At 58.3% G+C, this 11,918-nt stretch carries 10 protein-coding genes; 4 read left to right on the forward strand and 6 right to left on the reverse strand.

What is annotated here, in order from left to right; genetic code table 11:
- Positions 1-23 precede the first annotated feature (23 nt).
- The gene (locus ADA16_RS07360) at positions 24-1,610 is read right to left on the reverse strand and encodes an alkaline phosphatase D family protein (RefSeq protein WP_048760504.1); all 1,587 of its coding nucleotides are present in this window, start codon (positions 1,608-1,610) and stop codon (positions 24-26) included.
- Between the two features lie 209 nt (positions 1,611-1,819).
- On the opposite strand from ADA16_RS07360, the gene ADA16_RS07365 reads away from it, so the two are divergent.
- A complete protein-coding gene (locus ADA16_RS07365) occupies positions 1,820-3,622 on the forward strand; it encodes a BCCT family transporter (protein ID WP_048760506.1) in 1,803 nt (600 codons plus the stop codon).
- A 210-nt stretch (positions 3,623-3,832) separates the two neighbouring features.
- Here the strand turns inward: ADA16_RS07365 and ADA16_RS07370 are convergent, their stop codons facing one another.
- The 5 genes from ADA16_RS07370 to ADA16_RS07390 all read right to left on the reverse strand — a co-directional run bounded on the left by ADA16_RS07370 (position 3,833) and on the right by ADA16_RS07390 (position 8,583).
- The gene (locus ADA16_RS07370; RefSeq protein ID WP_048760569.1) at positions 3,833-4,771 is read right to left on the reverse strand and encodes an amino acid ABC transporter permease; all 939 of its coding nucleotides are present in this window, start codon (positions 4,769-4,771) and stop codon (positions 3,833-3,835) included.
- Positions 4,771-5,457, reverse strand: a complete 687-nt coding sequence (locus ADA16_RS07375; protein WP_048733083.1) for an amino acid ABC transporter permease — start codon at positions 5,455-5,457, stop codon at positions 4,771-4,773. Before ADA16_RS07375 ends, ADA16_RS07370 begins: the two co-directional genes overlap by 1 nt.
- 19 nt (positions 5,458-5,476) lie before the next feature.
- On the reverse strand, positions 5,477-6,418 hold the full coding sequence (locus tag ADA16_RS07380; protein WP_048760508.1) for a glutamate ABC transporter substrate-binding protein: 942 nt from the start codon (positions 6,416-6,418) through the stop codon (positions 5,477-5,479).
- Positions 6,419-6,433: 15 nt separating this feature from the next.
- Entirely contained in the window at positions 6,434-7,162 is a 729-nt protein-coding gene (locus ADA16_RS07385) for an amino acid ABC transporter ATP-binding protein (protein WP_048760510.1), read from the reverse strand.
- 134 nt (positions 7,163-7,296) lie between these two features.
- Positions 7,297-8,583 carry an MFS transporter gene (locus ADA16_RS07390; protein ID WP_048760511.1) on the reverse strand — a complete coding sequence of 429 codons (1,287 nt, stop codon included), beginning with the start codon at positions 8,581-8,583 and terminating at the stop codon, positions 7,297-7,299.
- A 260-nt stretch (positions 8,584-8,843) separates the two neighbouring features.
- On the opposite strand from ADA16_RS07390, the gene ADA16_RS07395 reads away from it, so the two are divergent.
- From ADA16_RS07395 to ADA16_RS07405, 3 genes are all read left to right on the forward strand, one after another.
- Positions 8,844-9,293 carry a MarR family winged helix-turn-helix transcriptional regulator gene (locus ADA16_RS07395; RefSeq protein ID WP_048760513.1) on the forward strand — a complete coding sequence of 150 codons (450 nt, stop codon included), beginning with the start codon at positions 8,844-8,846 and terminating at the stop codon, positions 9,291-9,293.
- Between the two features lie 34 nt (positions 9,294-9,327).
- On the forward strand, positions 9,328-10,758 hold the full coding sequence (gene purB, locus ADA16_RS07400; protein WP_048760515.1) for an adenylosuccinate lyase: 1,431 nt from the start codon (positions 9,328-9,330) through the stop codon (positions 10,756-10,758).
- 92 nt (positions 10,759-10,850) lie between these two features.
- Entirely contained in the window at positions 10,851-11,780 is a 930-nt protein-coding gene (locus ADA16_RS07405) for an alpha/beta fold hydrolase (protein ID WP_048760517.1), read from the forward strand.
- The last annotated feature ends 138 nt before the right edge of the window (positions 11,781-11,918 follow it).

Below are 11,918 nucleotides of genomic sequence, written 5' to 3' on the forward strand. Positions count from 1 at the left end.
CCATGCCCAGTTGAACAGTGTGCTTACGCCTGTGGCTTCAGTGTCGTTGACCACAACTCGGTGCCACGGGTGGTGAGCAAACGGACAGTCATCTCACGCGAGTCGCCGTCAATGTCGACTTCACCGAAGTGTTGGAAATCCTGCGTGGGGTCGGCGTTGGCGTTGTCCTTACCCGGAGCGTGGACGTATTCCACCTTCGGCCCGAAGGTCAGATCCATTTCGTTGGGGCCGAAAGCGCCCGCGTGGAGAGGACCGGAGACGAATTCCCAGAAGGGCGCGAAGTCAGTGAACTGTGCGCGCTCGGGGCTGTAGTGGTGAGCCGCGGTGTAGTGCACATCGGCGGTGAGCCAAACGACATTTGAAACATCTTTAATGGCGCTGAGCAGGCGAGCGATTTCACGCTCACGGCCTGCAGGCGTACCGGCGGCACCATTGGATACGCTTTCTTGGTCACCATCGTCGCCGTCGGGGACGATGATTCCAAGCGGTAGGTCATTAGCAACAATCTTCCACGTCGCGCGGGAGTCCTTGAGGGAGTCGATTAACCAGTTTGTCTGCTTTTCGCCAAGGATTGGTTCTTCGGTTGTTGAGCGCGGATTATTGGAAGTGTTTTCTCCCTTGTAGCTGCGCATATCCAGGATGAAGATGTCTAGCAGAGGGCCGTAGGAAACCTTGCGGTAGACGCGCCCATCCACCGTCATTTGCTGGTCAATCGGCTGCCACTCATGGAAAGCCTGGTAGGCGCGCTTGGCCAGAGTGTTGACATCGCGCTCGGTATAGCGATCATCATCGAGGATTTCATTGGGGTACCAGTTGTTGACTGTTTCGTGGTCATCCCACTGGACCAGCTGCGGAACCTGCGCATTGAAGGCCAAGTAGTTCTTGTCCATGAGGTTGTAGGAGTACTGGCCACGGTACTCTTCGAGAGTTTCAGCAACCTTGGATTTGGCTGGAGTGACATGGTTGCGCCACACAGTGCCGTCGGAAAGCGTGACGGATTCATCCAGCGGACCGTCGGCATAGCAGGTGTCGCCTGAGTGAATGAATAGGTCTGGATTGCGCTCCAGCATGGTGGAGAAGCCGGTGTAGCCACCGATTTCGTCGTTAATTCCCCAACCCTGACCTGCGACATCGCCGGACCAGTGCAATCGGATGTTGGATGCGCGGTTGGGGGCAGTACGGAAGGTGCCAATAACGGGATCAGAGCAAACTCCAGTATCTGCCTCTTCCAACGTGACGCGGTAAAAGGTTTCCTGTCCCGGCTCGAGACCGACGACACGTAGACGTCCGGTGCCGTCGGTGCCCGGAGTTAACAGAGAGTTGCTGAGGAATACCTTGGCATTCTGGAAGCTCTCAGTTGCAGCAGTTTCAACCATCATGCGGGCGGGGCGGTCTGAGCGAGCCCAAATTAATGCGCCGTCGCCGCGGATATCGCCACTCGCAACGCCGTGGGTGAGCTGTGGCCGAGAACGCAATAACCCTGGGGAGGCCAGTGACGGCGAACCCGGTGTAACTGAAGCGGCAGCTCCAGAGGCATGAGCGAGCGTGACTGAAGTAGCAAGTGCGGTGGATGCGCCTAAACGTAGAGCGCTGCGACGGGAAAGCTGCATGGAGTCGAACGATAGGTTTTCCACTTTGACGTTCAGTTAAACCAGCGTGAACTCGAAGGAAAAAGTCTCAATTACAGCACAAAGGCTTGGATATTGAGAATGGCTGGGTTTCTTTTTGTAACGTAGATAACCGACTTGGGAGGAATGTGTCTTCCGAGCTGTCTTTTCTAAGACAGACAATCTAGAAGTGAAAGGCGCTGGCCCCGATAATGGGATCTACACAAACGCCACAAGCGAACACGCAAGAAAAGAAGTCGGGTGGTTTTCTCAAGAACCTGCCGACCGATCCGTTGATTTTCACAACCGCGATGGGTTTCATTGTCCTCTTTGTGGCGGTGACCGTCGTGCTGGGGGATACAGCTCGGGATGCCTACTCAGCCGCTTCCGAGTGGGTTACTTCTAACCTGGGCTGGCTGTTCATTGGTGGTGTCTCGGCGAGCTTTATCTTCCTCATCGGCTTGTTCGTGTCCCGCTACGGGCGCATTCAGCTTGGCGATGACGACGAAGAGCCCCAATACACCATCGCCGAGTGGTTCGGCATGCTCTTCGCTGGTGGTACTGGCTCCATGCTGATGTTTTGGGGTGTGGCTGAACCACTCAACCACGCCTACAACCCGCCGCTCGGTCAAGACCCGATGACCCGCGAGGCCCAGAACACCGCGATGGCATTTACCATCTATCATCTGGGTATTCACATGTGGGTCATCATGGCGCTGCCGGGGCTCGCGCTGGGGTACTTCATCTACAAGCGTCATCTCCCGCCGCGCGTCTCCTCCATCTTCGCGCCACTGCTCGGCACCCGCATCTACTCATGGCCGGGCAAGCTTATCGACGCCGTCGCCATCATCGGTACTGTCGTCGGTATCGCGGTATCGGTGGGCATGGGTGCGCTGCAGATTAACTCCGGTGCTGCTCGTGTAATCGGTACCCCGGAAAACTCGACGGTGCAGCTGATTCTGATCGCAATCATCATCGTGATCGCGTCTATCTCCGTGGCTCGTGGTCTAGACAAGGGCATTAAGGTGCTGTCCAATGCCAATATTTGGGCCGCCATGGCATTGATGGTCTTCGTGCTGCTGATGGGCCCGACCTTGACGCTGCTGCGCCAGACCGTCGATACAGCTGGCGTCTACTTGGATACGCTGCCGCGCGTGATGTTCTGGACTGACTCCTACGACGTCAACCCGAATTGGAAGCAGGGTGCCTGGACGGTCTTCTACTGGGCTTGGACAATCTGCTGGTCGCCATTTGTGGGCATGTTCATCGCGCGTATTTCCCGTGGCCGTACCGTCCGCCAGTTCATTGCCGGTGTGATTGCACTGCCGACAATCGTGTCGATTCTGTGGTTCTCCGTCTTTGGCCGTGCCGGTTTTGAGCTGGAAAACGAGCAGCCAGGTATTCTGACTGAACCAGTTGTCGAGGGCGGAGACCCGTCGCCGGCACTCTTTATTCTGTTGGAGCAGTACCCGCTGACGACGCTTGTCAGTGTGTTTGCGCTCTTTGTGATCATGATTTTCTTCGTCACCTCCATCGACTCGGCTTCGATGGTCATGGACATGATGTCCACCGGTGAGGAGAACAAGGCTCCGACCTTTTACCGCGTGCTGTGGGGCATCATGATCGGTGCTGTGGCAGCTTCTCTGCTGCTGATTTCTGGTGAAACCGCGCTGGAAGCGTTGCAATCCGCAGTGATTGTCATCGGTGTGCCGTTCTTCTTCCTCCACTTTGTGATGATGTACTCCTTGGTCAAAGGCATGAGTGATGACCACATGGCTGTGCGCAAGCCGGTCACGCGACAGTGGAGCAAGACCGACACTCCGGAGAAACTGGAGGAGAATGAAGCAGCGCCCGCGCCGGGCTACGACGAAGAGGGCAACGAACTCCCGCGCTTTGAATACACCCACGATGAAGACGGACGTTTGGTTATTCAGTCCGATGTTGTGGTTGAGGGGGAGGTCGAATCTGGCGAAAAGTCGGAATCGGAGGAATCGGAGACCAAGCCCGAGTCCTAGGTGCGCCCAGTTGTAAATTGTCCGGCACTTGTGGCCACGTTATTCACCTATCGATGCACCGGAGCCTGTCCATCAGTGAGTAGCTCATCGATAGGAGCGAAGGCGAGGCCAACTACGAAAACGCCGCCCACGGAAAACCATTAGAAGGTTCCGTGGGCGGCGTCGCTGTATTCGTCGTAAAGCGAGTGCAGCGTTGTGCCGTGATCAGCTCTACTCGTGGGTGCCTCGAAGGTCCTTGTAGTCTTCATCGTGCCAGTCCACGTTGGCCTGGTCCTTGGTGGTGACACCGACGTCGGGCTGGTGCGGGACCTTTGCAATGATGTTGCGTCGAGCGCGGCCGGCGCGGAGCTGGCTTTCGATGCGTTCCGCAAGGTTGGCCAGGCCGAAGTTGATGGCGATGAGAATGATTGCCACGACGACCAGCGATGGAATCATGGCGCCGTAGTACTCGCCGAGCTGGCGGCCAGAGCGGACAACCTCGACGTAGCCAATCATGTAACCCAGCGCGGAGTCCTTCAGCGCAATGACCATCTGAGAAATAATCGCCGGCAACATGGCGGCGACTGCCTGCGGCAGCAAAATGGTGACCATCGTCTGGCGGTGGGAGAGACCCAGCGCAATCGCGGCTTCTCGCTGGCCTTTCGGCAGCGACTCGATGCCGGAGCGCAGAGTCTCGCCAATGACGGAGCCGTTGTACATGGTCAGACCGAACACAACAGCGGCAAAGCCGAGGTAGTTCGACGGGAACAGCTGCCAGATGGCGAACACCGAGTAGGCGAACAGCATGAGCACCAGTACCGGGATGGCGCGGAAGAACTCGACAATCACCGAGCACAGCCAGCGCACCGGCGCGACCGGGCTCAGCCTGCCGACGCCCAGGAGAGCGCCAATAACCAGTGCCAACACAATAGAGACCACAGCCGCGACAATGGTGCTGACCAGGCCGGGCAGAATGTATGTGGTCCAGGTTGTGGATTCGAGGAAGAACGACCACTTATTGGCCTCGAACTGACCCTTGTCGGCCAGCGTCATTCCCATCCACGCCAGGAGCGCAACCGCGATGGCAGCCACAACCCAGGTGAGAATCCGATTGAAGCGCTGAGCCTTTGGCCCCGGCGCGTCATAAAGAACTGTTGCGCGAGTAGCCATTAGCGCTTCACCGCCCATCGCTTGCCAGCCCAGCCAAAGAACAGGCCGGTCGGCAGAGTCAGAATAATAAAGCCGACAGCGATGATGCCGAAGATAATCAGGATATCGCTGGCGTAGTTTTCGGTCATGGTCTTCATCAGCAGCGACGCTTCAGCCACACCGATTACCGAGGCAATCGTTGTGTTCTTGGTCAGCGCAATCAGGGTGTTGCCAAGCGGCACGATAGCGCCACGGAATGCCTGCGGAAAGATGATGTAGCGGAAGCTCTGGCCAAAGCTTAGCCCCAGGGAGCGGGCGGCCTCAGCCTGACCGAACGGCACAGTATTAATACCGGCGCGCAGGGACTCCGCGACAAAGCATGAGGTGTAGGCAACAAAAGCCAGCACCGCGAGGCGGAAGTTCTGCTTGACAATAAAGGAGTCATTCTCCGCAGCCAGCAGCAGCCCCAAGTTGTAGTAGAGCCCCATCGAGGCCAACAGCACAATCAACGTCAGCGGCGTATTGCGGACGATATTGATGTACCAGGTCGACAGGGTACGCAGGATTCCCACGGGGCTCACGCGCATAGCGGTGAGAAGCGTGCCAAAAATCAGGGAACCAATTGCCGAGGCAATCGTCAGTTTGATGGTTACCCAGAAAGCCGGAAGTAGTTCCGGCCCCATTTCACTCCATAGTTCTGGATTCATTGTTTGCTCGCACCCCTTCCTACTTCTTCTCTACGAACGACAAATCACCGATTGCCGGCTTGTCATCGAGCTCGAACTTGTCGCCCAAATGCTTCTTGACAATCTTCTGAAATTCACCGGTGTCGTACAGCGACTCCAGCGCCTCATTGATGGCCTCACGGCTGGCATCATCGCCCTTGGGTAGACCGATGCCGTAGTACTCGTTGGTCCAGTAGGAACTATCCGGGTTACGCAGCTCGACCACGCGGAAGTCATCGCCGAAGCGTTTCTTGTAGCGCTGGGCGAAGCCCGCGAGAATAGTCGCATCGGTGGTCAGGGCATCGACGACGCCCTGCTTCACACCTTCGGCGCATGCGGCGTAGGTATCGAACTCCTGCAGCTGCACCTCCGGCAGAGCGTCCTTGACCTTCTGCGCTGGGGTGGAACCGGAAACAGAACACAGGCGAGTGCCCGGGGCGACGTCGTCAAGCCCCTGGATGCCCTCGGAACCGCGCACCAACAGTGCCTGGTGCGTGACCAGGTACGGGCCGGCGAAGTCGACGGCAGCCAGGCGGCCAGCGTTGATGGAGTAGGTGGCGGCGATCATGTTGACCTCGCCGTTGTTGATTAGCGTCTCGCGCTGAGCGGACGGGGTCTCGCGCCACTCCATCTCGGGCACATCCCAACCGTTCTTGTTGGCGATGTACTCGATGACGTAGCGGGAGACATCAGTATCGACGCCCGCGAACTCGCGATCCGGGGTGCGCTCACCGAGACCCGGCTGGTCATACTTCGTACCCAGCGTCACGTGTCCGGCCTCGATATCGGCCAGCAGGTTTCGGGGTCCGCCGCTACCGCAGGCCGCGAGGCTCATTGTCGTGGCAACAGCTACAACAGCCGCCGCAACTCGCTTGCCGACGACACCTCGGCGGCCCCGGTTGCGACTGCGCCCCCGGCCTCCTCGTAAGAGTGAAAACTTCATAGTGACCAGCCCTGCCTAATGTCCGACGATTTTGGCCAAGAAATCCTTGGCGCGATCGCTCTGCGGGTTGGTGAAGAAGGTCTCCGGGTCGGTGTCTTCGACAATCGCACCGTCGGCCATGAACAGGATGCGGTCGGCCACGCGGCGGGCGAAGCTCATCTCGTGGGTGACGCAGACCATGGTCATGCCGCCCTTGGCCAGGTCGGTCATGACATCGAGGACCTCGTTAATCATTTCCGGGTCGAGTGCCGAGGTGGGCTCGTCGAAAAGCATGACCTTCGGGTCCATAGCCAGGGCGCGTGCGATGGCGACGCGCTGCTGCTGACCGCCGGAGAGCTGCGCCGGATACTTGTCAGCCTGTTCCGCAATGCCGACACGGGCGAGCAGCTTGTCAGCACGTTCGCGAGCCTCGGCCTTAGAGAGCTTGCGGACCTTCATCGGCGCCAGCGTGACGTTGTCCCGAATGGTCATGTGGCTGAAAAGGTTGAACTGCTGGAAAACCATGCCAACCTCAGCGCGCAGGCGGGTGAGTTCCTTGCCCTCTTCGGGAAGAAGCTTGCCGTTGATGCGAATTTCGCCGCTGTCGATGGTTTCCAGGCGGTTGATGGTTCGACACAGTGTGGACTTACCGGAGCCGGAGGGGCCGAGGATGACTACGACCTGACCAGCTGGGATTTCCAGGTTGATATCACGCAAAGCGTGGTAGTCGCCGTAGTACTTATTCACCCCGGCAATCGAAATCATGCTCTGTGGTGTGGATGATTCAGTCATGGGGGAAAGTATAGGTGACTCACCGCACATAACTGTTATCGGTGTTCCTTTTCAGACAGCCGTCCGTGATTGTGGTTTATGTCCCGTGATAGCGGTTTGTTGGCTGATTAGTTCTGAATAGTTACGTGATGGCGCTGCGCAACAGGCTTGCGGCCATGTACGAACCAGTAGAAAACGGCAGCGAGAACCACCACAGCCGCCAGGCCCGCGTACATCTTGTCGAAGCCCACTGCGGTGGCGACCGAACCCAACACGATTGGGCCGAGGCCGATGCCCGCGTCGACAAGCAACAGCAGCGTCGAGATGCCGGTGCCGAGCTTGTGTGCCGGGGCCAGGTGTACAGAGATCGTCTGGCAGGCCGGCATCAGAGTGCCGTAGCCCAGGCCGCAGAGCGCACCGGCGACAATGACGTGCCAGTCAGCGCTAGCGAAAGATAGAACCAGCAACGAGATAGTGAAGCACACCAGGCCAATCGCAATTACTGGGTTGTCGCCACGGCGATCCTGCAGACGTCCCAGCGAGAAACGCGCCGCCATCATCGCCACCGCATAGGCGATGAAGAAGAAGCTGGCGCCCTTAGTCAGGCCGCCCAGCTGCGAATATCGGTTCAGGAACGTAATCACGCCCGCGTACGCCAAGCCAATGAGCAGCATGAACAGGCCAATCGGAACGACGCTCGGTGTCATGATGTCATCGAAGGAAAACGCGCGCTTCGTCTCGCTTGCCGACGAATCCTCGGTGGCCTCGGCCTTGTCTGCCACGGTGGTGGGCTCGGTGTGTTGTGGGAGGACTAGCGCCAGCACCAGACCTACAACGGACAGGCCGAGGGCGGTGGCGAAGAGGACGCTGTAGCCGACCGAGCCAATGAGAGCCAGGCCAAGAGCTGGACCAATGGCCGTGGCCAGAGTGGTGCCGAGTGAGATGTAGCCGGTGCCCTCTGCACGTCGCGAAGCGGGAATGGCGGTCTGGGCGGCGGCCATCACGGCGGTGGAGGCGAAAGCGTAGGTCAGGCCGTGGATGATGCGGATCGTAATTAAGATCGGCAGGGAAGCGGCCCAAATATAGGCGGCGCAGGCTGCAACGATGACAGTGAGCGAGCCGAGCATGATTTTGCGACCACCGAAGGTGTCCACCAAGTAGCCCGAGAAGAGACGAGCGATGGTGGCACCGACAACGAAAGAACTGGCGGCGAAGCCACCGGCGGCGTCGGAGGCGGAGAAGCGCTGGACGGCGTAGAGCGCCATGACCGTGATTGAAAGGTAGAACACCAGGTACATGCTGAAGTTAATCAGCCAGCTGATTATGAAGGCGGGGGAGAAGAGCTTGTCTTGTCCGCGCTGCTCGTCCTGCTCGTTCTGTTTGTGCCTGGTCTGTGTGGTCGTATGCGTTGTCATGCTGAAAGTACGGTCTCTTTTCTCGTTTGAAAACAATCGTGGAATTAGTGCTGTGGCAAAACTGCTTTCCGGTATTTGTATCGTGCAAAAATGCAGTTAGGAGTCGAATTATAACAATTTGTTTGTATGATGCAAACGCATTCCCGTGGGATTAACTCTGTCCGCGGCACGCTAGAATAGGTGAGGAATTAAGCAAACAGATACATCTCGCAGACCCACTAACGGGCCGAAATAAGGCGACATAAGGACTGACTGCCACCGTGCGAAACGACGACCTGGCCGCGCTCGTTTACGAGAACATGCTGCTGTCCCGGGTGAGTTCCAGCGGCTACCGACCACACCGCAAGGACATCCTGTTAGATCGCTCCGCCGCGGCACTGCTAGCGCGACTGGAAGCGCAGCCGGATATGACAGTCGCGGAGCTCTCCGATGCACTGGGGTTGGACATTTCTACAGTGCACCGCCAACTGGCCGCCGCTATGCGCCAGGGGTATATCGCGAAGAGGTCTGCGCCGTCGTCAAGCGCCAAAGTGCATAGCGCAACTGATAAGGGATTGGAGTTGTTGCACCGGGAGATTGAGGCGCGTAAGAAAACCGTCGATGACATTACGCATGACTGGGAGGACTCGGAGCTCGTGGAGTTCGTGCGATTGATGCGCAAATTCAACGAAGGCGTGGAAGAAATGCGTGGTCATCCATGGCCTAGATAACCGCGGATGCAATGGTCATGGAATACTTGAGGGCGTGGCTGAGAAAAAGAAGATTGCAAACGTCCTTGCTAACCGATACGCCTCTGCGACTCTGGCGGAGTTGTGGAGCCCTGAGTACAAGATCATCCTCGAGCGCAAGCTCTGGATCGCAGTTCTGAAGGCTCAGGTCGCCCGCGGAATTGAGGTTCCGGACGGCACTGTCGAGGCGTATGAGAAGGTCATCGACCAGGTTGATCTCGACTCCATTGCCGCCCGTGAGCGTATTACTCGCCACGATGTGAAGGCCCGCATTGAAGAGTTCTGTGAACTGGCTGGCACCGAGCACATTCACAAGGGAATGACCTCGCGTGACCTGACCGAAAACGTCGAGCAGCTGCAGGTTCTGCAGTCGCTGAAGGTCGTGCGTGACAAGGCCGTTGCCGTTGCCGCCCGCACTGCCGAGAAGGCCTCCGAGTACCAGTCGCTGGTCATGGCGGGTCGTTCCCACAACGTCGCCGCGCAGGCAACGACTCTGGGCAAGCGCTTCGCCTCCGCTGCGGACGAGATGCTGCTGGGTATCGAGCGCGTAGAAGACCTGATCTCCCGCTACCCGCTGCGCGGCATCAAGGGCCCGATGGGCACCGCCCAGGACATGCTGGATCTGCTTGACGGTGACGAGTCCGCGCTGGCCTCCCTGGAAAACGAAATCGCTGAAGGCCTCGGCTTCGACCGCGTCTTTGACTCCGTCGGTCAGGTTTACCCGCGCACCCTCGACTTCGACGCTCTGTCCGCGCTGGTCGAGCTCGGTGCAGGGCCGGCATCGCTGGCCACCACCATCCGCCTGATGGCCGGTAATGAGACCGTCACCGAGGGCTTCAAGGAAGGCCAAGTTGGCTCTTCCGCCATGCCGCACAAGATGAATGCCCGCTCCTGTGAGCGCGTCCACGGTTTCCAGGTCATCCTGCGCGGCTACATGACCATGCTCTCCGAATACGCCGGTACTCAGTGGAACGAAGGCGACGTTTCCTGCTCCGTGGTCCGCCGCGTTGCACTGCCGGATGCATTCTTCGCCATGGACGGCATGTTCGAAACCTTCCTCACCGTCCTGTCCGAGTTCGGTGCATTCCCGGCCATGATTGACCGTGAGCTGGAGCGCTACCTGCCGTTCCTCGCCTCCACCAAGATCCTCATGGCAGCCGTCCGCGCTGGTATGGGCCGCGAGGAAGCCCACGAGATCATCAAGGAGCACGCCGTCGCCACCGCACTGGATATGCGCGAAAAGGGCGCCGAGCAGAATCTCACTGAACGTCTCGCTACAGATGAGCGTTTCCCGCTGGATGCCGCAGGGCTTGCCGACGCTCTGGCAGACCGCCACGCTTTCATCGGTGCCGCAGAATCGCAGGTTGACCGCGTAGTTGCACGTGTGCAGGCTGTCGTGGACAAGTACCCAGAGGCCGCGGCCTACAAGCCAGGCGAGATTCTGTAGCTTCCTTTGTTGGCGAAACCACCAGTGAACAGCCGAGGTCCTCGGTACGATGAGCGGTAAGTATCGAAACCTCTACGCGAAAGGTACCCGACGTGACATCGGCTGTTAGGACTTCGCTTTCCCGCCCAGGTGCCACATTGAATGTGCTGCGCTGGGTTCCAGAAAATGACAAGGGCGCACCGATTACTCCTAAGGGAGTGGTGCAAATTGTCCACGGCATGGTCGAGTACGCCAACCGCTACGCCAAATTCGCCGAGTACCTCGTGTCCCAAGGCTATGCCGTCGTCGCGCACGACCATCGCGGCCACGGTATGACCAAGACGGATGCTGGGATCCCGGGCTTCTTCGCTGACTACGGTGGGTGGAACCTAATTCTCGAAGACCTACACGCGGTTCGCCAGTATGTTGATGCGGAATTCCCAGGCAGCAAGCACTATATTCTCGGCCATTCCATGGGGTCACTTCTGACCCGTAACTACATCGCCAAGTACGGCGAGGGGCTTGCCGGTGTCATTATCATGGGCACCGTGCCGTGGCCAGGGGCTAAGGGCGACGCCGGAATGAAAGTTGCAAACCTGCTGGCTAAGGTTCGTCCTACCGCGCCCGGCAAGCTACTCAATGCTCTCAGCTTTGCTGACTTCAACAAGGGCTTTGAGCGCCGCACTAAATTTGATTGGCTCACCCGCGACAGCAGGGTCGTCGACGCTTACATTGCGGACGACAAGTGTGGCTTCGTTCCCACCAATGCCTTTTTCCGCGACCTTCTCATCGGTACGCACTACGCAAACTCGCCTGATGCCTATGAGAAAGCACCCGATGATCTGCCGCTTTTCGTGGTTTCCGGGGCAGTTGACCCGGCGGGTGGTGCTGCCTGTGTGACCGAGGTCGTGGGCAAGTATGTGAATGCGGGCAAGAAGGATGTGCGCTTCAAGGTCTACCCGGACGGCCGTCATGAGATTCTCAACGAGTTGAATAAGGAAGAGGTCTACGCCGACATTTTGGCGTGGCTGGAGTCTCACTAAGGGGAGCTGGTTAATAGGCGAAAGTATGCCCGCTCGGCGTGTCGACCGGCGCGTCGGCGGGTGGGCGCCTTCGATACTTACCTCAATGCGAGTTACTGACTGCGTTTATGTCAAAAATGGCCCGAAAAATGGCCTGAA

This window comes from Corynebacterium vitaeruminis (assembly GCF_001054325.1).
Taxonomy (GTDB): domain Bacteria; phylum Actinomycetota; class Actinomycetes; order Mycobacteriales; family Mycobacteriaceae; genus Corynebacterium; species Corynebacterium vitaeruminis_A.